The 20,699-nt window shown below is 40.7% G+C and carries 23 protein-coding genes; 18 read left to right on the top strand and 5 right to left on the bottom strand.

What is annotated here, in order from left to right; translation table 11 throughout:
- Window positions 1-5 precede the first annotated feature (5 nt).
- The 4 genes from AC1PJP_RS13250 (at window position 6) to pgaD (ending at window position 4,361) form a co-directional block, all read left to right on the top strand.
- A complete protein-coding gene (locus AC1PJP_RS13250; protein WP_002117532.1) occupies window positions 6-344 on the top strand; it encodes an FKBP-type peptidyl-prolyl cis-trans isomerase in 339 nt (112 codons plus the stop codon).
- Window positions 345-587: 243 nt separating this feature from the next.
- Window positions 588-2,582, top strand: a complete 1,995-nt coding sequence (gene pgaB, locus AC1PJP_RS13255; RefSeq protein WP_479767216.1) for a poly-beta-1,6-N-acetyl-D-glucosamine N-deacetylase PgaB — start codon at window positions 588-590, stop codon at window positions 2,580-2,582.
- 13 nt (window positions 2,583-2,595) lie between these two features.
- On the top strand, window positions 2,596-3,852 hold the full coding sequence (gene pgaC, locus AC1PJP_RS13260) for a poly-beta-1,6-N-acetyl-D-glucosamine synthase (protein WP_479767218.1): 1,257 nt from the start codon (window positions 2,596-2,598) through the stop codon (window positions 3,850-3,852).
- Between the two features lie 89 nt (window positions 3,853-3,941).
- On the top strand, window positions 3,942-4,361 hold the full coding sequence (pgaD, locus tag AC1PJP_RS13265; RefSeq protein WP_005303256.1) for a poly-beta-1,6-N-acetyl-D-glucosamine biosynthesis protein PgaD: 420 nt from the start codon (window positions 3,942-3,944) through the stop codon (window positions 4,359-4,361).
- A 45-nt stretch (window positions 4,362-4,406) separates the two neighbouring features.
- Here pgaD and AC1PJP_RS13270 read toward each other — a convergent pair whose 3' ends face one another.
- The 4 genes from AC1PJP_RS13270 to AC1PJP_RS13285 form a co-directional block, all read right to left on the bottom strand.
- A complete protein-coding gene (locus AC1PJP_RS13270; RefSeq protein WP_479767220.1) occupies window positions 4,407-4,967 on the bottom strand; it encodes a TetR/AcrR family transcriptional regulator in 561 nt (186 codons plus the stop codon).
- Between the two features lie 28 nt (window positions 4,968-4,995).
- Window positions 4,996-5,889 carry an alpha/beta hydrolase family protein gene (locus AC1PJP_RS13275; RefSeq protein ID WP_479767321.1) on the bottom strand — a complete coding sequence of 298 codons (894 nt, stop codon included), beginning with the start codon at window positions 5,887-5,889 and terminating at the stop codon, window positions 4,996-4,998.
- Between the two features lie 20 nt (window positions 5,890-5,909).
- Window positions 5,910-6,698, bottom strand: coding sequence for a crotonase/enoyl-CoA hydratase family protein (locus AC1PJP_RS13280; RefSeq protein ID WP_479767222.1), 789 nt, complete (start codon window positions 6,696-6,698; stop codon window positions 5,910-5,912).
- A 193-nt stretch (window positions 6,699-6,891) separates the two neighbouring features.
- Window positions 6,892-7,836, bottom strand: a complete 945-nt coding sequence (locus AC1PJP_RS13285) for a DMT family transporter (protein ID WP_479767224.1) — start codon at window positions 7,834-7,836, stop codon at window positions 6,892-6,894.
- 402 nt (window positions 7,837-8,238) lie between these two features.
- Here AC1PJP_RS13285 and pnuC point away from each other — a divergent pair, with 402 nt between their 5' ends.
- The gene (gene pnuC / locus AC1PJP_RS13290; protein ID WP_005303266.1) at window positions 8,239-8,820 is read left to right on the top strand and encodes a nicotinamide riboside transporter PnuC; all 582 of its coding nucleotides are present in this window, start codon (window positions 8,239-8,241) and stop codon (window positions 8,818-8,820) included.
- Between the two features lie 14 nt (window positions 8,821-8,834).
- Window positions 8,835-9,134 (top strand): hypothetical protein, encoded by a 300-nt coding sequence (locus AC1PJP_RS13295; protein WP_479767226.1) that lies wholly within the window; start codon window positions 8,835-8,837, stop codon window positions 9,132-9,134.
- Window positions 9,135-9,181: 47 nt separating this feature from the next.
- Here the strand turns inward: AC1PJP_RS13295 and AC1PJP_RS13300 are convergent, their stop codons facing one another.
- Complete coding sequence (locus tag AC1PJP_RS13300) at window positions 9,182-9,994, bottom strand: IclR family transcriptional regulator (protein WP_005303269.1); 813 nt, start codon at window positions 9,992-9,994, stop codon at window positions 9,182-9,184.
- Between the two features lie 273 nt (window positions 9,995-10,267).
- On the opposite strand from AC1PJP_RS13300, the gene AC1PJP_RS13305 reads away from it, so the two are divergent.
- The 12 genes from AC1PJP_RS13305 to AC1PJP_RS13360 are packed head-to-tail and all read left to right on the top strand — an operon-like array spanning window position 10,268 to window position 20,691.
- Window positions 10,268-10,573 carry a non-heme iron oxygenase ferredoxin subunit gene (locus AC1PJP_RS13305; RefSeq protein WP_002117586.1) on the top strand — a complete coding sequence of 102 codons (306 nt, stop codon included), beginning with the start codon at window positions 10,268-10,270 and terminating at the stop codon, window positions 10,571-10,573.
- Between the two features lie 27 nt (window positions 10,574-10,600).
- Window positions 10,601-10,900, top strand: a complete 300-nt coding sequence (locus tag AC1PJP_RS13310) for a recombinase-like helix-turn-helix domain-containing protein (protein ID WP_005070730.1) — start codon at window positions 10,601-10,603, stop codon at window positions 10,898-10,900.
- A 16-nt stretch (window positions 10,901-10,916) separates the two neighbouring features.
- Window positions 10,917-11,984: a Rieske 2Fe-2S domain-containing protein gene (locus AC1PJP_RS13315; protein WP_479767228.1), complete on the top strand. Its 1,068-nt coding sequence runs from the start codon at window positions 10,917-10,919 to the stop codon at window positions 11,982-11,984.
- On the top strand, window positions 11,977-12,741 hold the full coding sequence (locus AC1PJP_RS13320) for an SDR family oxidoreductase (protein WP_479753880.1): 765 nt from the start codon (window positions 11,977-11,979) through the stop codon (window positions 12,739-12,741). The genes AC1PJP_RS13315 and AC1PJP_RS13320 overlap by 8 nt, the downstream gene beginning before the upstream one ends.
- A gap of 11 nt (window positions 12,742-12,752) precedes the next feature.
- Window positions 12,753-13,682 (top strand): VOC family protein, encoded by a 930-nt coding sequence (locus AC1PJP_RS13325; RefSeq protein WP_479767230.1) that lies wholly within the window; start codon window positions 12,753-12,755, stop codon window positions 13,680-13,682.
- A gap of 28 nt (window positions 13,683-13,710) precedes the next feature.
- Window positions 13,711-14,922, top strand: a complete 1,212-nt coding sequence (locus AC1PJP_RS13330) for an NAD(P)/FAD-dependent oxidoreductase (protein WP_479767232.1) — start codon at window positions 13,711-13,713, stop codon at window positions 14,920-14,922.
- Window positions 14,923-14,964: 42 nt separating this feature from the next.
- On the top strand, window positions 14,965-16,188 hold the full coding sequence (locus tag AC1PJP_RS13335; RefSeq protein ID WP_144733237.1) for an MFS transporter: 1,224 nt from the start codon (window positions 14,965-14,967) through the stop codon (window positions 16,186-16,188).
- A 23-nt stretch (window positions 16,189-16,211) separates the two neighbouring features.
- Window positions 16,212-16,733, top strand: a complete 522-nt coding sequence (locus AC1PJP_RS13340) for a cupin domain-containing protein (RefSeq protein ID WP_013198649.1) — start codon at window positions 16,212-16,214, stop codon at window positions 16,731-16,733.
- Between the two features lie 36 nt (window positions 16,734-16,769).
- Window positions 16,770-17,594 (top strand): alpha/beta fold hydrolase, encoded by an 825-nt coding sequence (locus AC1PJP_RS13345; RefSeq protein WP_479767234.1) that lies wholly within the window; start codon window positions 16,770-16,772, stop codon window positions 17,592-17,594.
- A 15-nt stretch (window positions 17,595-17,609) separates the two neighbouring features.
- Window positions 17,610-18,404 (top strand): SDR family oxidoreductase, encoded by a 795-nt coding sequence (locus AC1PJP_RS13350; protein WP_004703156.1) that lies wholly within the window; start codon window positions 17,610-17,612, stop codon window positions 18,402-18,404.
- Window positions 18,405-18,419: 15 nt separating this feature from the next.
- Window positions 18,420-19,211 (top strand): aspartate dehydrogenase, encoded by a 792-nt coding sequence (locus tag AC1PJP_RS13355; RefSeq protein ID WP_005303282.1) that lies wholly within the window; start codon window positions 18,420-18,422, stop codon window positions 19,209-19,211.
- A 13-nt stretch (window positions 19,212-19,224) separates the two neighbouring features.
- The gene (locus tag AC1PJP_RS13360; RefSeq protein WP_479767236.1) at window positions 19,225-20,691 is read left to right on the top strand and encodes an aldehyde dehydrogenase; all 1,467 of its coding nucleotides are present in this window, start codon (window positions 19,225-19,227) and stop codon (window positions 20,689-20,691) included.
- Window positions 20,692-20,699: the final 8 nt, after the last annotated feature.

A 20,699-nucleotide genomic window follows, 5' to 3' on the forward strand; every position in this document is an offset into this window, starting at 1 on the left:
AAACCATGTCAAATGAATTAGAAATTATCGATTTAAAAGTAGGTGAAGGCAAAGAAGCGGTTAAAGGTGCTTTGATTACAACTCACTATACAGGTTGGTTAGAAGACGGCACTAAATTCGACTCTTCAATTGACCGCGGTAACTATTTTGAATGCGTGATTGGAACAGGTCGTGTAATTAAAGGCTGGGATCAAGGCATTATGGGAATGAAAGTTGGCGGAAAGCGTAAGTTAATCGTGCCTGCTCATTTAGCTTATGGTGAGCGTAAAATGGGTAAAATTATTCCAGCGAATTCTAATTTAATTTTTGAAATTGAATTATTTGATGTCAAAACTCGTGACTAGTGAAAATTGAAAGCCCTTTAGGGGGCTTTCTTGTTTATATGAGCTTTAAATATAAATACATTATTAATTTATATTTTAGCTTTTTGAATATTTAAGATTATTTTCAGATTATTTGATTATAAATGCTGACTGAAAAACTGTTCATTTGTGAGCAGTGTGATATTAAGACCAACTTTCAAAAAGTTTGTGCCCTAACATCAAATTTCACATAAGTAATCTATATTGTTATTGAGACGCTATTTCATGATTATCCGCTTTGCATCTCCTTTGTTGAACATATCACTTGGCTTGGCTTTGGCAGGTTTGTCAGGCATGGCATTAGCCAAACCACCTAAACTGGACGCTTCAACACTCACGGTGATTGGTTATCATGAAATTACCGATACTAAAAATGCGTTAATTCCTCAATATGCAGTGACGACTCAACAATTTACACAGCACGTTGAGTGGCTACAAAAAAACGGGTTCCATTTTATTACGGTTGATCAGTTGATCCGTGCTCATCAGGGTAAATTTCAACTGCCTACAAAACCAGTTTTATTAACTGTAGATGACGGTTATCAGTCTTTTTATCAAAATGCTTATCCAGTTCTTAAAGCTAAAAAGATTCCGGTTGTTTTGGCTGTAGTGGGTTCATGGTTAGAGCCAAAAGCTGGCCAAAAAGTAGATTTTTCGGGTGAAGAAATTCCACGTGATAAAATCTTAAGCTGGAATGAACTTAAAGAGATGCAAGATAGTGGTTTTGTAGAAATTGCTAATCATAGCTATCATTTGCATCGTGGTATTACAGGTAACCCACAAGGTAACTCTGAACCTGCTGCAACGACTCGTTTTTATGATGTTAAAACACAAACATATGAAAACGATAAACAATATGAAGCACGAATCTATAACGACCTGAAAAAGAACAATGACTTATTAAAAGCGCATGGCTTACGTTCGCCACGTATTATGGTATGGCCATATGGTCGCTATAATATGCAAACTGTCCAAATTGCAAAAAAATTGGGTATGCCAGTGACCATTACACTTGATGATGGGGCAGACCATGCAAAACAATCTCTACAAAATATGAGCCGTATTTTGGTAGAAGGTGGAATGACAACTGATGATTTGGCTCAAGAAATTAAAAACCGTGAATTAAATTTAACGGATAATAATCGTCCGCAAAAAATCATGCATGTCGATCTGGACTATATTTATGATCCAGACCCGAAACAACAAGAGCGTAATTTAGGACACTTGTTAGATCGAATTAATGGCATGGGTGTAAATACAGTTTATTTACAGGCATTTTCAGATCCAGATGCGAATGGTTCTGCGGATATGGTTTATTTCCCAAACCGCCATATTCCAATGCGTGCAGACTTGTTTAACCGTGTTGCATGGCAAATTCAAACGCGTACTTCTGTAAGCCGTATTTATGCGTGGATGCCGTTATTGGCGTGGGAACTACCAAAAACTGATCCTGTTTCTAAGGACTTGGTGGTAACTCAGCAGGAAAAAGCGGGTGAACACCTTAATATGGGTTATATCCGTTTAAGTCCGTTCTCAGCAGATGCACGCCAAACTATTCGTGAAATTTATCAGGATTTAGCTAAATCAACGCCGTTTAACGGACTTTTATTCCATGACGACGTCACCTTATCTGATTATGAAGATGCAAGCCCTGATGCTTTAAAGGCTTATGCAAAACAAGGTTTACCAACAGATTTAGCAAAAATCCGTGATAACGATCAAGACTTGCAGAAATGGACTGCATATAAGACAAAATATTTAGATGATTTTGCAATGCAACTCGTTGATGACGTGAGACAATATGAGCCGTTCTTGGTAACTGCACGTAACTTATATGCGCAGGTGGCTTTAAAACCATATGCAGAAAACTGGTATTCACAATCGCTTGAAGAGTCATTAAAGCATTACGATTTTACAGCTATTATGGCAATGCCTTATATGGAGCAGGTCGATAATTCAGATCAGTTCTATAAAGACATGATTGATCGCGTGAAACAATATCCTAATGGCCTCAAGAAAACCGTTTTTGAATTACAGGCAACCGACTGGCGTAAAAATGAAAAGGTACCTTCAACTGAAATGGCAGCAACAATTCATTCACTATACCAGCAAGGTGTAATGCATGTCGGATATTACCCAGATGATCCAATCAAAGATCACCCGGATGTTGACGTAATGCATAAAGCATTTGCTGAAAAATCATCTCGTCTTGTGCCGTAGTCGAGGCTGAAACATGACAATCTTTGCTGCAATATGGTCGCATGCCTTAAAATTCGTTTTTTACTATCCATTATTCATGTCGTATTTATGGATGATGGGTGCGATCATTTTCTATTGGAGAGAACGTCAGGCTCCGCCTTACTATCAACCAGCTCCATTGGAAAGTTATCCAAAAGTCGCTGTATTAGTTCCTTGTTTTAATGAAGGGGATAATGCAGAAGAAACTATTAGCCATGCTTTAAAACTGGACTATCCTCATTTTGAAGTCATCGCGATTAATGATGGCAGCTCAGATAATACAGGTGAAGTACTTGACCGCTTAGCAGAACAACATGAAAAATTGCGTGTTGTTCATTTGGCGCAAAACCAAGGTAAAGCCATGGGGTTGCAAGCCGGAAGCTTAATGACCGATGCCGAGTTTTTAATTGGTATTGATGGTGATGCTTTACTTGATCCACATGCAGCAAAGTGGATGATTCGTCATTTCCTTGAAAATCCAACGGTTGCAGCTGTTACTGGAAACCCGCGTATCCGTACTCGCTCAACTTTGTTAGGGCGTATTCAGGTCGGTGAGTTTTCTTCGATTGTGGGCATGATTAAACGTGCACAGCGTACTTTTGGTCGCTTGTTTACCGTATCGGGGGTAATTACGGCTTTTCGTAAAAGCGCCGTTCACCAAGTCGATTATTGGTCACCGAATATGTTGACTGAAGATATCGATATTACTTGGAAGTTACAGCGTGCAGGTTGGGATATTGAGTTTGAACCCAATGCTTTGGTTTGGATTTTAATGCCTGAAACCCTCAATGGGTTGTGGAAACAACGTTTACGTTGGGCAATGGGCGGTGCACAAGTATTAATTAAAAATATTGATGTGTTCACTAAACCAAAATTGAATTTTTTATGGCCTTTAATGTTTGAGCTTTGCTTAACTTTAGTCTGGTCATATTTAATGCTAGCGATGGCTTTGTTGTGGTTGGTACATTTTATTTTACCAGTACCTGCATTAGCTGTTGTGAGCTCCCCATTTTTACCGTATGGTACGGGTATTTTATTGGGGGCAACCTGTCTAATTCAGTTTGCTTTAAGCAAATGGATGGATAGTCGTTATGAACCGCATCTAGGAAAAAACTATTTCTGGATGATCTGGTATCCATTGGTCTTTTGGCTAATCACTATTTCAGCAACCATTGTGGCATTTCCAAAAGTCTTACGACGTGGAGATGAGAAACGAGCACGTTGGGTGAGCCCGGATCGGGGCATTCGCTAGAATGAAATGCAAGAGTCATGAGATTTTAAAGATCGTGCTGTATTGATGTCTGGGGAAAAACCACAGCACTTCGTTAGGTAAAGAGAGAAATGAAGACAGATTCGTTGATTATTGATTTACGCCGTCAATTACCATGGCATAAACGCTATGCTTCTACAACAAGCACAGCCATGATGTGGGCGGTTTGGTTGTTGTTGTGGCGTCCGTTCGTGTTTGTATGGCTATTGGTTGAATTACAAAAAACTCATTTGGTACACCGTTTATTTAGTGCCTTTGGTGTAGGAATTGAACATGGCCTTACCGCATTAATTGCTTGTGCAATTTGCTTATTGTTATGGAGCCATTTGCTACCAGAGCGCCGTGTCGGTGGCAGTGCACTTAAAGCAAAACAGACTGATGATTATGCGCGCTACTTCGATTTACCTGAACATGAAATTGAGCAGGGGCGTAGCCAAAAAATTACAGTCGTTCACCACGATGAATTAGGTAAAATCGTTAGAGTTGAATAACGATTAGCCATAAAATAAAGCCCACTTTAAGTGGGCTTTATTTTTTTAAGAATTAAGAAATCCAAGAATACGTTGCTTAACTTGATTGATGTAAAACTCATCATGAGTGACACGGTACATCAATATCGCTCCCTCATAATCAGCAATACTTTGTTTTGCTAAAATCTCAGCTCGATCTTGAGCAATGCAACAAGCAAAAATAGACTGAATAGCCAGTTGCCAGTCCTGAAAAATACTGCGTATTTTGGCTAAAATTTCAGGTGAACCATACGCCGCTTCCATTGAAATTACCCCAATCAGGCAACCATTCACACCTTGGGTGAAAAACTGAACAGCACGTTTATGCATTTGCTCAAAACGTTCAATGGCTGAGAGTTCTGAACTTGCAGTTGTTCCAAATAAAGAATGGATTAAATATTGATGAGTACCATTTAACACTTCAAGCAAAAGCGCTTCTTTATTTGGATAATAATAATAAAAAGAAGCTTTAGTGAGGCCGCAAGCTTTTGCCAGCATGTCCATGCTTGTTCCTGCATATCCATAAGTTTTGAACTGCAAAGCGCAGTGCTTAAGCAGATCTTCTTTGGTCAGTTTTTGCGGTCTCATTTCACATTATCCAAAACATAAAGCAGTTTTATAAAAAATCATCAAAAGTGGTGCGGATTTTATTCCAGATGTGTTCAGCATCTTTTTTAAAGTAGCCCATGTGGCCAATGGTTTTCATCGCAACATCTTGAGGTTTAAGACTGACGTATGAGACTTGAGCTTGTCGATAATGCTGCATAAATGCGCGACAAGAAGCGGGTAAAGCCCAATCATCATCTAGGGCAGAGACTGCATAAATTGGGGTTTTAACAGAAGCATATTGTTCAATTAAGTGTTGTTGTTCTGGATCAGCAAAAAAATACTTAGGGTTTTTACACCATTTACGCCACTGTTTATAAACATTGAGGGGTAAATCAGAACCCATATTAAATTTGCTCCAAGGCAAATAACCTGTCACGGCAACGATAGGTGGAAACACAATATTCCAGACCACTTGAACTTTAAAACGTTCTTTCAGTGGCATGTAACCGTGCCAACCCGCACCTGTACCAAATGTATAGCAGGCCAATAATTTATCATGATTAGGTAGTAGACCTAGCGCATGGCCACCATAGGAATGACCAACCATGAAAAGAGGTAATGGTTCTTTTGATAAATATTCAATTGCACCTGCTAAATCAAGTTTGCCCCAATCTAAATAAGACATATCAAATCCTTTCAAAGATTTTGGACTCGATTTTCCTACCCCTCGATAGTCAAATGTGAATATCTGAAAGCCAAATTGCGTCATATATTCAGCAAAGCGGCGGTAAAACTCATGTGGCACACCCGTTGCTCCCGCAACGACAATATTTGCTTTAGCTGGTGTCGTTGTAAAGTAACGTGTGCCCTTGAGTTGATAGCCATCTAAAGCTGGGAATTGTAAAGTTTGGCTAAGCTGTTCATTGATTTGAGTTGCTGATTGCATTGCTTTTCTCTTTATTTTTCTAGCGTGATGAAATTTTATTTACCTTTAAAAACAGGCGGTCTTTTTTGCAACATGGCAAACACACCTTCTTGAACATCTTCTGTGGTGAGTAAAGGCTGAAGATGGCCCTGTAATTGGCTAAATGCGGTTTGATAACCTTCATTAATGGCTTCACGGGCAGAAGCGAGGGTCGCTTTTACAGCAAGTGGTGCGGCTTGAGCAATATGTTCAGCCAGTTCTATTGCACGGTTGATTTGAGTACCTTCTGGACATATCTCTGTAATCAGATTCATATCAAAGGCGGCTTTTGCATCAAAAGAGTCACCTGTGAGTAAATAGCGCATAGCTTTGGCCCAACCCGCAGCTTGAGTAAAGCGTGCAGTTGCTCCACCAAAAGGTAAGATGCCACGTTGAACTTCCATCTGTGCAAACTGAGTATTTTCACTTGCTAAAGCAATGTCTGCATTCAGAAATAGTTCGATACCAGCGGTATAGCAATAACCTTGTACCGCAACAATCAATGGTTTACTCAGTTTTCGTCCAACTGTACCCCAAGGGTTCACTTCTTCATCACTAAAATCAAAAACACCTGTAGCGAGCTTGGGTTGTAACTCAACTAGATCTAATCCGGCCGTAAAATGGTCGCCATGAGCAAAGATAATTGCACAGCGAAGAGCATCATTATTTTCATATTCGGTAAGCGCCAGTGATAAATCTTTAATCAGGTGGCTATCAAAGGCATTACGTTTTGCTGCTCGATCTAAACCGATTAAAAAAATATGTCCACGAGTTTCACGGCTGACTTTTCCTTCTTGATTTGACATTTTTTGATGTCCTTTGTTTATTTTTAATAAGTTTTTAAACGTTCGTTTAAAAAGTGTCAAATACAATTTGTTGACTATTCCGTAAACAAAAATAGAAGAGCGATTAAAATAAAACTAAGTTTTTATTATTAAGTTTAATGTAAGAATGAGGGAGAGAATAACCTGATGAGTGCTCTCAATCAGGTTATAAATATTATGTTGGACGACGTGAGTACATCAATAGCCCTAGGCATAACAGAGTTAAACCTAAAATAAGATGTGAGCTGAGCTGCTCATGGTTGAACCATGTTCCCCAAAATGTGGCTAACACTGGGGTGATAATGGTAATAAGTAGCACAGTCGTTGGTTGTAGTATTTTGATGAGCTGATAATAAAAAATCATGGCAAGTACAGATGAAAAAACCGCGCTATAGAGCACTGCTAAAGAAATTTTCAGACTTGGAAATTCAGTTGGAAGATGCGACCAAAAGAAAGGTAACAAGCATACATAACCGACCCATGAGACAAGGGTAGCACCTGTCATTTGTGTAATGGGCGGAATATGCGCTCCGACAGATTTCACGGCAAACGTCGACAAGACATAAAACAGCATCGCGATCAGTTCTAATAGAATACCGATGCGGTTGAGCTGAAAACCTGAGGAAGATAGCCCTAAAGTAAAACTCATTCCGACAAGAGCAATACCGAGTCCAAGCCATTGCCACACTGAAAAACGTTCGCGTCCTAATAAAAAAGAGCTAATCAGTCCAGATACTAACGGAGAGGTGCCATAAATAATTGAAATAATGGCAGAGGGAACTTTATCTGCACCCATGTAGCAAAAGGCCATAGATCCAAATAAGCCAATGGCTCCAGCACAATAACTTAAAACAGCTTTTTTACTAAAGATGAGCTTTAAACGAAAAAATCTTAGACACAGCAAGGCGATTGGAATTGCCAAACTGAATCGAATAAATAATCCCCATGCCCAGTGAATTTCTTGTACTGTCCAGACGGCCGCGAGTGGAGTAAGCGACCAAATAATGACGACAGCAATAAATTGGCCGGCTGTAGCAAGGCGAGTCGGAGATGAAGATAATGCTACAGCCGGCTGAATCTGCGGGGTGGATATACTCTGTTGTTCAAATAATGGCTTCATATAAAGCTCCAGAAAGTTTGTTCTTTGGTGTTTTAAAAGGGCATAAAAAAAGCCGCGTTTTATGGCGGCTTGTGATGAAAATCAGAGGATATATTACAAATTAAATATCTCGATTTTCGTATCTAAAGCGCCAAATTGTCCAAAATAAGGACGTCGCCAATTGACCACATAGAACTTAATCTCTGGGGCGTATGATTGACGCGCTAGACAACAATGGGTTTTAGATAAAAACATGATAAGTATATTAAAAATACAGATGATATTTTTATAACATAGAAATAGAAAAGTACAAATTATATTCAAGCATGAACTATAGATTTTTTGATTACTTTAAATTAGTAGTTTGCTTAGCTTCATATTTTTCTCATAATACCTCGTCAAATTGATCTCAATAAGCAGCTTATGTCACCTCTAGAAATCTTTGCGGTCTTAATTAGTCTCATTGGAGTTGGATTAACCGTCATCCGTAATATGTGGTGTTGGCTGTTTAATTTCTTTGCCTTTGTTTTATATGCCTATTTGTTTTACGAATTTAAGCTATATGGCGAAACAATTTTGCAGTTCTTTTTTATGGTCGTAAATTTTTATGGCTTTTACTATTGGTTCAAAGGAAAGCAGCAAGATCACGACATTCGAATTGAACCTATTGCAGTTCAAACCGCTATCATCCAAATGATTATTGCTGCGGTAGGTGGTTTACTGTTTGGTTTAATTCTTAAAAACTTTACCGATGCAGCAGTGCCTATGCTCGACTCCCAGCTTGCAGCCTTTAGTTTACTTGCAACGTATTGGACCAGTCGAAAGCATATTGCGACTTGGGTACTTTGGGTATTTGTCGATATTATTTATGTGGGCATGTTTATCTATAAAGATTTATTTTTAACAGCTGCTTTATATGCAGCATTTGTTTTGATGGCAGCTTATGGTTGGTATCAATGGGAAAAAGTTAAAAAGAAACAGCTTTTAGCCTCTAACCAGCTTTAATTTGGAGAGTGATCATGTTGTTGAGCTTAGATGTCTATAAACAACAACAGTTTGATCTGATTGCTGCAAAAATAATGGTAGAGCCAAAACAGTATTGTGAATTTAGTTCAGTGTCAGATTTCTATAATGCTGAATGGCTCAAAGATTTCCCACAAGGCAGCCAGATTTCTGCGACTGGCTTAGATGATGGTGCTGAAGAGTTTTATGCGGTTGTTCAATTTAAACAGCAGTATTTAAAACTTGATATTAAAGAAAGCCTTTCGGTACTGATTTTTCAAGATACGAATGGGAACGTATTGAAGTGTAATTTTTAATTTAAGAAATAAAATCACAAAAAAAGCGACTTAACGTCGCTTTTTTTTTAATAAATAAATTTGGAAATTTTGTTTGCTGTTTCAACAACGAGGCTTGCGATATCTTCTTTAAATGTTCTTTCATCGTAAGTGGTAATTGGACAACTCACAGAGATAACAGCAACCATCTTACCGTTTGATTGTTTAAAAATAGGTGCCGCACAGGCTGCCATATCATGATTGTAATGACCCCAGCTCACCATGGTTTTTTGGGTTTTTACATAGACTAATCTTTGTAATAGGGTTTTTAAATTGGTTGGAGTCAGTTCAGAAAAACTATCCCAATCATCAAAGTTACGGTAACGCTGACGTACTTCAGTTTCAGGTAAATCAGACAATAACATTTGACCAATGACGGTTGCATGAGCAGGCCAGCGAGTCCCTAAACTAATGTTGCTCGTGAAGGTTCCCATCGACTGAATGTTATTTACAAAGACAATATGAGTGCCTTCTAAAATAGAAAGGTGTACCGCAAGTTTGGTTTGGTCACGTAGTTCTTTCATTAATGGTGTCGATAAATCGAGTAATGAAAGTTTAGATAAACTGTTAAACCCAAGTTCCATGACTTTAGAATCGAGAGCATAAGTTTTTTGAGATGCTTTTCTTAAATAGCCACAAGATTCGAGTGTATAGATTAGACGAAATGCACTAGAACGGTTCACTTCTAAAATTTCAGCAATTTCTGTAATGGTCATTTCTTGCGCTTGTTGGTTAAATGCTTGCAAGATAGCTAAACCCCGTACAAGTCCGGGTACTAAATAACGATCATCATTTTTTGTTGTTTCTGATTCTTGCGAATCTTCTTCAATTGCTATGCTCATTCGTGTCATTTTCCTATAAATAAAACATGATTCAATTTGGGGCATGCTGCTTTATTTTATAACTATTGTAATTGTTAAAAATGCATAAAACAATTTTTATATTCAAAACTTTGTTTCTTGTTTGAAACGTAACAAAATATTTAAAATTAATTAAGTAAATGAATTTTATATTTATTTTTACTTTGACAAAAAATGATCAAGGGTATTATGCTTAGCCTGTGTTTTGAAAATCAAATTATGTTTTGTATATAAAACAAAATGAGGACGCAAGGTATGAGTTGGATCTCAGTTTGTCAGCAGGGTGACGTTAGCGAAGATGAGCCGAAAGCCATCGAAATTGAAGGGAAAAAAATAGGCGTATTTTTCGTCGACGAAAATTACTTTGCTATCGAAAATGTTTGCCCTCATGCGTATGCCTTATTAACCGAAGGATTTATCGAAGATCAGACTGTTGAATGTCCATTGCACGAAGCAATTTTTGACATTCAGACAGGTGAGCTAAAAAGTGGACCCGGGTGTAGAAACCTATGTACGTACCCAGTTCGTGTTGAAGGACAGGATATTCAAATTCAACTCTAGTCCTCACATGTACAAGGAAGCAGAACAATGAAGACATTTAATGAAAAGTTGGCAAGCTGGATTCATGCAACGCCGGCAACCGAAGCAGGTATCAACAATATTCAAATTCCTGGTCAATCTGAATTGTTGGTTTGGCAAACACGTTATAAAGAACCAACGCTCTACGAACAAGATTTTGTAAAAAACTTGATTCAAGCATTTTCTGCGGGCGCAACAGAGTTAGATGATGTTGTTTCTGCACTTAATCAACAGGGTTTCCGCTGTGAATCTGGTGATGAATGGACTTCTGCAAGCTTTACAGAAGAAATGCAACGTTTAGGTTATTGATTCAGGGAAGAATAAAATGAACGCAATCGTATCAACTTCACAAAGCGCTGAAGAATATTTAGAACTTGGTTTACGTGACCAATGGCATCCTGTTTTAGCAAGTTGGGAAGTCGCTGCTAATCCAGTTGGAATTACTCGTTTAGGTGAGAACATTGTGGTTTGGCGTGATGCTGAAGGTCAGGTTCATGCGCTTGAAGACCGCTGTCCACACCGCGGTGCACGTCTTTCACTTGGTTGGAACTTGGGTGACCGAGTTGCTTGCTGGTATCACGGTGTTGAAGTTCGTGCTGATGGTGTGGTTGCCGATGTGCCAGCTGTTCATGAATGTCCAATGACCGGAACTAAATGTTTAAAGAACTATCCAGTAATTGAGCAGCATGGCGCAATCTTTATCTGGTTTGGTATTGATGCAAACGAACAGCCAAAACCGCTTGAGTTCCCAGAGCAACTTACAAGCGAAGAGTGGAGTGCGTTCCTTTGCCAAGCAGACTGGAAAGTAAACCATCAATACGCGATTGATAACGTGATGGACCCAATGCATGGTAGTTATTTACATGCAACATCGCACTCGATGGCAGATGGTGATCGTACCGCAGAGATGAAACACCGTACCACCGATAATGGCTTTGTTTTTGAAAAAGAAGGTCAATTAGGTGTGAACTTCGACTGGGTTGAATATGGTTCAACAGGTGCGAGTTGGTTACGACTTTCAATTCCATACCGTAAGCAATTTGGCCCAGGTGGTGAGTTCTGGATTGTGGGCTATGCAACGCCAATTGATGCCAACAATACCCGTGTATTTTTCTGGCGCTGCCGTAAGGTGAGTGGTTGGCAACGAAATGTATGGCGCTTCTTGTATCGCAATCATTTAGAACAATTGCATTGGGATGTATTGGAACAAGACCGAATTATTTTAGAAAACCTTGCACCACATGCGCGTGAAAAAGAGTTCCTCTATCAACATGATGTTGGGCTTGCACGTTTACGCCGTTTAATGAAAAAAGAAGCTGAAAAGCAATTAAAGAAAATTGCTGCGCTAAATGCATCAAACCGTATCGAGATGCAGGAAGAAGCTCATGGCTAATGTAGCGTTGTTGCAAGGCAAAAAAGTTTTAGTGACTGGTGCTGCGCGTGGTTTAGGTCGAGATTTTGCTCAAGCTATTGCCGAGGCAGGTGCTGAAGTTGTAATGGCAGATATTTTGTCTGACTTGGTGCAACAAGAAGCACAAGCTTTACAGAAACAAGGGCTAAACGTTCATGCTGTCACCGTTGACCTTGCCAATGCGGACTCTATTGAAAATGCGGTTGCAAAAAGCGTGGAAGTATTAAAAGGACTAGATGGCCTTGTGAACTGTGCGGCACTAGCAACCAATGTTGGTGGAAAAAATATGATTGATTACGATCCTGAACTTTGGGATCGGGTCATGAATATTAATGTGAAAGGTACATGGCTAATCAGTAAGGCATGCGTTCCCCATCTAAAGCAATCGGCGGCTGGCAAAATTATTAATGTTGCTTCTGATACAGCACTTTGGGGTGCACCGAACCTAATGGCTTATGTTGCGAGTAAAGGTGCGATTATTGCCATGACGCGTTCAATGGCAAGAGAGTTGGGGCAGTCCAATATCTGTGTCAACACGTTGTCTCCGGGGTTAACTTTGGTTGAAGCAACCGAGTATGTGCCTCAAGAACGTCACGATTTATATGTCAACGGAAGAGCGATTCAACGTCAGCAACTTCCACAAGATTTAAATGGAACAGCATTGTATCTACTGTCGGATTTGTCCTCTTTTGTGACAGGTCAAAATATTCCGGTCAATGGCGGTTTTGTCTTTAACTAAGGAGTAGTCAAATGATTACAGGGATCGAGATTTTAAAGTTTGGAGTTGAAGATAGAGCCGCTTCAAACAAGTTTTTGGCAGATTTTGGTTTAAGTCAAAGTACTTCTGATATTGAAGGTACAGATCTTTACCAAACCCAAAATGGCAGCAAGATTTATTTATTTAATTGTGATGATGAGCGTTTGCCAGTTGCTATTGAACAAGGTTCAACTTTACGTGAAGTCACCTGGGGTGTTGAAAGCACACAAGACCTAGAAGACTTAGCAGTACGTTTGGCCGATGTAGAAGGTTTTAAACGTACTGAAAATACAGTTAAGTGTCTTGACCCAAATGGCATGACCATTCGTTTTGAACAAAGTTTTGTGAAAGATGTTCAAGAACTTAAAACGGAAGGCATTAACCAATACGGCAACATTCAACGTGTTAATGCCGCAAGTCCTGTCTATGAAAAAGGTCAACCTGTTGCGATTGGACATGTGGTGTTTTTCACACCGGATTTGGCAACAACCGAAAATTTCTATATTGAAAAAGTAGGCTTTCATTTATCGGATGCCTATAAAAATCGTGGTGCATTCTTACGTTGCCGCGGTGAAGGTTATCACCATGATTTATTCTTGCTCAGTGTTCCAAATAAACCTGCTGGTCTAAATCACGTTGCGTTTGTAGTACGTGATATCCATGAGGTGATTGGGGGCGGTTTAAATATGAATCGTTCGGAATGGTCAACTTTTATTGGACCGGGACGTCATCCAATTTCTTCTGCTTATTTCTGGTACGTCAACTCACCATTGGGTGGTGCATTTGAGTACTACACCAACGATGACTATTTGACAGAAGAATGGCAGCCACGTGTAGAAGAACATCGTCTAGAGCTTTTCACCGAATGGGCGATTGAAGGTGGTCTTGATGACACAACCCGCCGTCAGGTGAAGCCTGTTTAACAGGTGTTGCTGAACAAGGAAGATGGCTATGGAAAAGATCGTAATTGTAGGTGCCGGACAGGCAGCGGGATGGGCAGTAAGTACACTACGCCAAAACGGTTATGTGGGCGAAATTCACGTGGTTTCAAATGAAGATCAAGTGTTTTATGAGCGTCCACCACTATCTAAGCAAGTACTTTCAAAAGAAGCAACTTATGAAAGTTTGAATCTGTTCTCTCCTGAGCAGGTTCAAGAGTTCAAGGTTCAATGGCATAAACCGGAAATTGCGACAAAAGTCGACCGTGAGCAAAAACAGGTTCATTTAGAAAGTGGCCAAGTTTTGCCGTATGACAAATTGTTGATTGCAACCGGAAGCCGTGCACGTGTACCGGTCAATACATGGCAGTTCATTCCAAATGTTGTGACCTTACGCAATGTGCAAGACTGTGAACGTTTGGCTGAAATTTTAAAGAATGCAAAAAATGTCGCTGTGATTGGCGGTGGCTGGATTGGTTTAGAAATTGCAGCAACTGCACGTAAGCAAGGTAAAGATGTTCATATTTTTGAATATGGCGACCGTTTATGTGCAAGAAGTGTGAGTCTGGAAGTGTCTGCATTTTTAAAAAATATACATGAAGCCCAAGGTACACAAATTCATTTAGACAGCAAGAGCCTTCATTTGGTTGAAGCGCCTAATCAGAAAGTTGAAGTGGTGAATCACCCACAAAATAGTCAGTTATTTGACTGTGTTGTGGTAGGTGCGGGCGCTGATATTGCCAAAGAGTTAGGTGTACACGCTGGTCTCGATGTGAAAGATGGCATTGTGGTGAATTGTTTTGGGCAAACTTCAGATCAAAACATTTATGCCGCAGGTGATGTTGCGATTCATCCGGGCTTGGGTTATTGCATTCAGTCTTGGTCGAATGCGCAAAATCAGGCGATTGCCGCAGCGAAATCAATGCTCGGAATTGAAACTGAATATAGCGATATTCCATGGCTTTGGTCTGATCAATATCACTTTAACATCCAGATTTTAGGTACTTATCAGCCTGAAAAAACAAAGGAAGTGGTCATTCGCCAAGGCGATGAAGATCAGGTGAGCTATTTATATCTGGACCATGAAAATCGTTTGCTCAACATGATTGCCATTAATGACTCGAAGCTAGTCAAACTGGCAAAACGTTGGATGCAAGCCAACACCGTTTTAGATCCAAAACTATTAGCAGATGCTGAATTTAATGTCATGAAGTTAAAACCGTAAACATTAAATCTGGTTCTCATTACCAAATCGAAGGAATGACACATGAGTAATGAAGAAAAAAGTGGATTGAAGCATTGGGTACCTGCTTTTGTCCTTATGGTGTGTGTGGTACTGGCATTTTTCGACAAGATTAGTATTGCGGTTTTATTTTCAGATCCTCATTTTCAAAGTGCAATGGGAATTGCTGAAGATAAGGCCAAGCTTGGATGGCTCATGACAAGTTTCTTGCTTGCTTATGGTTTTTCATCAGTCTTTCTAAGCTTTTTGGGTGACATTTTTAACCCCAAGAAAATGCTGTTCTGGAGCGTGACCTCTTGGGGTTTACTCATGTTTTGCATGGGCTTCACCACCAGTTATTCAGGCATGTTGATTTTACGTGTACTGCTTGGTTTAGCAGAAGGTCCCTTATTTGCCTTGGCATACACCATTGTTAAACAGACTTACACAGACCATCAGCAAGCACGTGCTTCTACCATGTTCTTACTTGGAACACCGATTGGTGCATTCCTTGGGTTCCCGATTACTGCAAATGTTTTAGCGCACCATGACTGGCACACCACGTTTTTTGTGATGGCTGGTTTAACACTCATTGCCATTTTCAGCATTGTTTTTGGTTTACGTAACTTGCAGCTCAAGAAAACTGTCGAAATTGATGGTGAGAGTAAACGTACCAATTTCAAAGGCCACATTGCTAACACTAAATTGCTGCTCAGCAACAGCGCATTCTGGTTGGTGTGTCTCTTTAACATTGCGTTGATGACGTATTTGTGGGGCTTAAACAGCTGGGTTCCTTCTTACTTAATGCAAGACAAAGGATTCAATCTCAAAGAGTTTGGGATGTATTCAAGCTTTCCGTTCATTGCCATGTTAATTGGCGAAATTATCGGTGCGTTTTTATCTGACAAGTTAGGCCGCCGTGCAATTCAAGTATTTAGCGGTTTATTACTCGCGGGCATCTTCATGTATGTGATGGTCATTATGACTGAGCCACTATTGATTATTGCTGCCATGTCTTTAAGTGCTATGGCGTGGGGCTTTGGAGTAGCGGCGGTATTTGCTCTGCTTGCAAGAGTGACGACCTCAAATGTAGGGGCGACTGCGGGTGGAATATTTAACGGTTTAGGTAATTTTGCAAGTGCAATTGCGCCTGTTCTTATCGGTTACATCGTGATGCAAACACATAGTTTTAATTTAGGAATTACCTTCTTGGCTGCTGTCGCTGTCATTGGATCGTTGTTCTTAGTTCCTCTTTTAAAACGTTATTAATTCACTGTATAGGAGTTTAAAAAATGACTACACAACAATTCGAATCGTGGGCACAACCAGAAAATGCTTCTTTAGAAGATTGGTTAAACACGCGTATTGCTCGCTTTGAGACACGTAAATATGACTTTGAGGCTTTGAAGTTCCAAGCTGATTACGACCCGAAATATCGCCGTGCACAAATGCGTTACATGGGTACCGGTGCAACAGGTGTTGCAAATGACGGTAACACCGTTCCAGCAGAAAACTTCACGTTTTCAACCATGGTTCTGCCACCACAGTGTGAAGGTCCTTTGCACATTCATCACGATGTTGAAGAAGTGTTCTTTATGCTTCGCGGCGAAATTGATTTGTTCATTGAGCACAACGGCGAAAAATTTGAGACTCGTTTAAAAGAGCGTGACCTGATTTCAATTCCACCGGGAATTTACCGTGGTTTGTTTAACCCAGGTCAAGAAGATGCCTTGATGTGTGTGATGTTAGGAACAGGTAAACCAACCATTCCGAACTATCCACCAGAGCATCCATTGTCTCAAATCAAACGTTAATTGTTTGATGAAGTGAATAAAAGGAAAGAATTGAAAATGATGACACTCATTGAAAAGTTAGCAGAATTTCCGGTGAAAACCGTCACTGTTCAAGGCCAGCAGCAAGCCTATCGGGAAGCCGGTCAGGGCGAGTACCTTGTGCTGCTGCACGGCATTAGTTCAGGTTCTGCTTCATGGGTGAACCAACTTGAAGTGTTGTCTCATCATTTTCATGTCATTGCCTGGGACGCGCCGGGCTATGGCAAATCAGATGAACTTTTAACTGATCAACCCGATGCTACTGATTATGCAAAGCGTTTGGTTGAATTGTTCGATGTTTTAAAAATTGAAAAAGCAATTGTGGTTGGACACTCATTAGGTGCCTTACAGGCGAGTGCATTCGCTGCACTTTACCCAGAGCGAGTGGAACACTTGGTTGTCGCTAACTTAGCGCAAGGTTACCAGCGCCACGATGAACAAACACAAATTCAGGTTTTTGAAAAAAGACCAAAAATGTTGAAAGAACTTGGTGCTAAAGGCATGGCCGAAAGCCGTGGACCTCATTTGATTTATAGACAAGAGCCACAAGCCTTAGCCTTAGTTTCAGAGGTGATGCAACAGTTGACCCTACAGGGTTTCACACATGCATCGTACTTACTGGCATATGACGAAATACGTAATTATTTAACCCATTTAAAAGTCCCATGCACAGTGATTGCAGGGCAGCAAGATCAAATCACTCCTGCGTTAGGTATACAAGAGCTTGCTCAGGAATTGCAGTTGGAACAGCGCTTCATCATAGAAGATGCAGGACATTTAAGTTATGTCGACCAACCGCAAGCATTTAACCAAATTATGTTGACGATTCAGGAACAATCGTAAGAGAGATTAAGGATTATGAGCTTCCAAGTTGAAGGAAAAGTTGCAGTTGTTACCGGTGGCTCATCTGGGATTGGGCTGGCTGCTGTTGAAATACTGGTTGCAGAGGGTGCAAAAGTTGCTTGGTGTGGTCGCGATGAAGAACGTTTAAATGCTTCTAAGCACTATATTTTAGAAAAATTTCCACATGCCAATATTTTTACCAAAGCATGTAATGTTTTGAAAAAAGAAGAAGTTCAGCAATTTGCCAAAGACGTCAAACTCAATTTGGGCAATGTGGACATGCTCATTAACAATGCTGGGCAAGGTCGTGTTTCAAATTTTGAAAATACGCAAGATGAAGACTGGATGAAAGAAATTGAGCTGAAATATTTCAGTGTTTTACATCCGGTAAGAGCTTTTCTTGACGACTTAAAACAGTCGGCAAATGCGTCTATTACCAATGTGAACTCATTACTGGCATTGCAACCTGAACCGCACATGATTGCGACTTCATCTGCACGCGCTGCACTTTTGAACTTAACCCATTCTTTGGCACATGAGTTTACTCAATATGGTGTTCGCGTGAACTCGATTTTACTCGGTATGGTCGAATCTGCGCAGTGGAAACGCCGTTATGAAACCCGTTCAGATTTAAATCTGTCATGGGAGGAGTGGACAGGCAATATTGCAAAAAATCGCGGTATTCCAATGCAGCGTTTAGGCCGCCCAGAAGAGCCTGCACGTGCTTTAGTTTTCTTGGCATCACCATTGGCATCTTACACCACAGGTTCAGCAATAGATGTCTCGGGTGGTTTTAACAAACATTTATAAATATTAGGTGCTGTCATGAAAAAGTTGATGATGATTGGTTTTGGCGCAATGGCGGCAGAAGTGTATGCCCACTTGCCTCAAGATCTGCAACTCAAATGGATTGTCGTGCCATCTCGCAGTATTGAAAAAGTGCAGTCACAAGTGTCTTCCGAGATTCAGGTGATTTCAGATATTGAGCAATGTGATGGTGAGCCTGACTATGTTATTGAGGTGGCAGGTCAAGCAGCCGTGAAAGAGCATGCTCAAAAAGTTTTAGCGAAAGGCTGGACCATTGGTCTGATTTCGGTGGGTACTTTGGCTGATAACGAGTTTTTAATTCAGCTTAAACAAACTGCTGAAAAAAATGATGCCCATCTGCATTTACTGGCAGGGGCTATCGCAGGCATTGACGGTATTTCTGCGGCCAAAGAAGGTGGTTTGCAAAAAGTCACTTACAAAGGCTGTAAAAGCCCAAAAAGCTGGAAGGGTAGTTATGCAGAGCAATTGGTCGATTTAGACCATGTTGCTGAAGCTACAGTTTTTTTTACTGGAACAGCCCGCGAAGCTGCGACTAAATTTCCAGCCAATGCCAACGTTGCAGCAACCATTGCACTAGCAGGGCTTGGAATGGATGAAACCATGGTTGAGTTAACTGTTGATCCAACCATCAACAAAAACAAACACACCATTGTGGCAGAAGGTGGCTTTGGGCAAATGACCATTGAACTGGTGGGCGTGCCGTTACCAAGTAACCCGAAAACATCAACTTTGGCTGCGCTTAGCGTGATTCGTGCTTGTCGCAACAGTGTAGAAGCAATACAGATTTAAGAAGGATTTGATCATGGCAAAGGAAATTTATATTGCAGGTGAATGGCGATTAGGTCGTGGTGCAGTCATTCAAAGCCTGTTTCCGGCAGATCAGTCGGTAAACGCTGAGCTTTCAACAGCAACGCTTGAAGATGTAAATGAAGCAATTGAAAAAGCAGATCAGGCTTGGCGTGAACCGAGCTGGAGAAACAGCTTGCCGCATGAGCGCGCACGTATTCTCTACAAAGTTGCAGACATTATTGAAGCGCGTGTAGATGAGTTAGCGAAATTACAAACACGTGATAATGGTAAGCCTTTAACCGAAACTCGTGGCTTGGTGATGAGCGCGGCGGCAACTGCACGTTATGTTGCTGCGGCTTGTGAAACATTGAACGATGAGCTCACCACTCAACGTGCTCCAGACTTTATGACCATGAGCGTGCATGAACCTGTAGGTGTTGTGGCAGCCATTACCCCTTGGAACTCTCCAATTGCGAGTGAAGTTCAAAAGCTTGCTCCAGCTTTGGCAGCAGGAAATGCCGTGGTTTTAAAACCAGCAGAAGCAACTTCACTGATTGCTTTAGAGCTTGCCAAGATTTTTGAAGAAGCTGGCTTACCAAAAGGCTTACTCAGTGTGTTAGTGGGGCGTGGTTCTATCATTGGTGACGCAATTGCTCAACATCCATTGGTTCGCAAAATCTCTTTTACAGGTGGAACAACCACAGGTCGTCATTTGGCACATATTGCCGCAGATAAACTGATTACTACTTCGCTTGAGTTAGGTGGTAAGTCACCAACCATCGTTTTGCCAGATGCAGACGTTGAACTGGCTGCTAAAGGTGTCGCGTACGGTATTTTTAGCTCGGCAGGCCAAGCGTGTATCGCAGGTTCTCGCTTGTTTATTCATAGCAGTCTTTACGATCAGTTTTTAACGCGTTTGGTTGAAATTACCAAAGGCTTACGTGTGGGCCATCCGGAACAAGCTGGTGTGCATTTAGGACCACTGGTCAATGACAAACATTTGCAGTCTGTTGACCGCTATGTGCAGCTTGCTAAAAGCGAAGGTGGTCAAGTTCTGATTGGTGGTGAAGCGCTTACGGCTGGTGACTATGTCAAAGGAAGCTATTACTTACCAACGATTATTACGGGCTTAAATAACAGTGCTCAAACTTGTCAGGAAGAAATTTTCGGCCCTGTTTTAGTCGTTATGAAATATGACAACGAACAAGATTTAATTGCCCAAGCCAATGACAGTTGTTTTGGTCTTGCCGCAGGCATCTGGACTGAAAGCTATCGCAAAGCTTGGCGCATTGCACGTGCATTAGAAGTGGGAACGGTATGGATTAATACCTATAAAAAGTTCTCGATTAGTGCGCCGTTTGGTGGCTTTAAAGACAGTGGTATCGGGCGCGAAAAAGGCCGTTTGGGCATTTTATCGTACATGCAACAAAAGAGTATTTATATGGGGCTGAATGAACAGCCTAACCCTTGGTGCGATTAATAAATTCA

The organism is Acinetobacter sp. V116_7, from assembly GCF_056735735.1.

Excerpts from the sequence above, each read along its gene's own strand:
- AC1PJP_RS13270 (WP_479767220.1), bottom strand. The coding sequence starts at position 4,967 with ATGAGACCGCAAAAACTGACCAAAGAAGATCTGCTTAAGCACTGCGCT.
- AC1PJP_RS13360 (WP_479767236.1), top strand. The coding sequence starts at position 19,225 with ATGGCAAAGGAAATTTATATTGCAGGTGAATGGCGATTAGGTCGTGGT.
- AC1PJP_RS13330 (WP_479767232.1), top strand. The coding sequence starts at position 13,711 with ATGGAAAAGATCGTAATTGTAGGTGCCGGACAGGCAGCGGGATGGGCA.
- AC1PJP_RS13280 (WP_479767222.1), bottom strand. The coding sequence starts at position 6,698 with ATGTCAAATCAAGAAGGAAAAGTCAGCCGTGAAACTCGTGGACATATT.
- AC1PJP_RS13350 (WP_004703156.1), top strand. The coding sequence starts at position 17,610 with ATGAGCTTCCAAGTTGAAGGAAAAGTTGCAGTTGTTACCGGTGGCTCA.
- AC1PJP_RS13295 (WP_479767226.1), top strand. The coding sequence starts at position 8,835 with ATGTTGTTGAGCTTAGATGTCTATAAACAACAACAGTTTGATCTGATT.
- AC1PJP_RS13285 (WP_479767224.1), bottom strand. The coding sequence starts at position 7,836 with ATGAAGCCATTATTTGAACAACAGAGTATATCCACCCCGCAGATTCAG.
- AC1PJP_RS13355 (WP_005303282.1), top strand. The coding sequence starts at position 18,420 with ATGAAAAAGTTGATGATGATTGGTTTTGGCGCAATGGCGGCAGAAGTG.
- AC1PJP_RS13305 (WP_002117586.1), top strand. The coding sequence starts at position 10,268 with ATGAGTTGGATCTCAGTTTGTCAGCAGGGTGACGTTAGCGAAGATGAG.
- pnuC (WP_005303266.1), top strand. The coding sequence starts at position 8,239 with ATGTCACCTCTAGAAATCTTTGCGGTCTTAATTAGTCTCATTGGAGTT.
- AC1PJP_RS13250 (WP_002117532.1), top strand. The coding sequence starts at position 6 with ATGTCAAATGAATTAGAAATTATCGATTTAAAAGTAGGTGAAGGCAAA.
- AC1PJP_RS13320 (WP_479753880.1), top strand. The coding sequence starts at position 11,977 with ATGGCTAATGTAGCGTTGTTGCAAGGCAAAAAAGTTTTAGTGACTGGT.
- pgaD (WP_005303256.1), top strand. The coding sequence starts at position 3,942 with ATGAAGACAGATTCGTTGATTATTGATTTACGCCGTCAATTACCATGG.
- AC1PJP_RS13310 (WP_005070730.1), top strand. The coding sequence starts at position 10,601 with ATGAAGACATTTAATGAAAAGTTGGCAAGCTGGATTCATGCAACGCCG.
- AC1PJP_RS13300 (WP_005303269.1), bottom strand. The coding sequence starts at position 9,994 with ATGAGCATAGCAATTGAAGAAGATTCGCAAGAATCAGAAACAACAAAA.
- AC1PJP_RS13340 (WP_013198649.1), top strand. The coding sequence starts at position 16,212 with ATGACTACACAACAATTCGAATCGTGGGCACAACCAGAAAATGCTTCT.
- AC1PJP_RS13315 (WP_479767228.1), top strand. The coding sequence starts at position 10,917 with ATGAACGCAATCGTATCAACTTCACAAAGCGCTGAAGAATATTTAGAA.
- pgaB (WP_479767216.1), top strand. The coding sequence starts at position 588 with ATGATTATCCGCTTTGCATCTCCTTTGTTGAACATATCACTTGGCTTG.
- pgaC (WP_479767218.1), top strand. The coding sequence starts at position 2,596 with ATGACAATCTTTGCTGCAATATGGTCGCATGCCTTAAAATTCGTTTTT.
- AC1PJP_RS13325 (WP_479767230.1), top strand. The coding sequence starts at position 12,753 with ATGATTACAGGGATCGAGATTTTAAAGTTTGGAGTTGAAGATAGAGCC.
- AC1PJP_RS13335 (WP_144733237.1), top strand. The coding sequence starts at position 14,965 with ATGAGTAATGAAGAAAAAAGTGGATTGAAGCATTGGGTACCTGCTTTT.
- AC1PJP_RS13345 (WP_479767234.1), top strand. The coding sequence starts at position 16,770 with ATGATGACACTCATTGAAAAGTTAGCAGAATTTCCGGTGAAAACCGTC.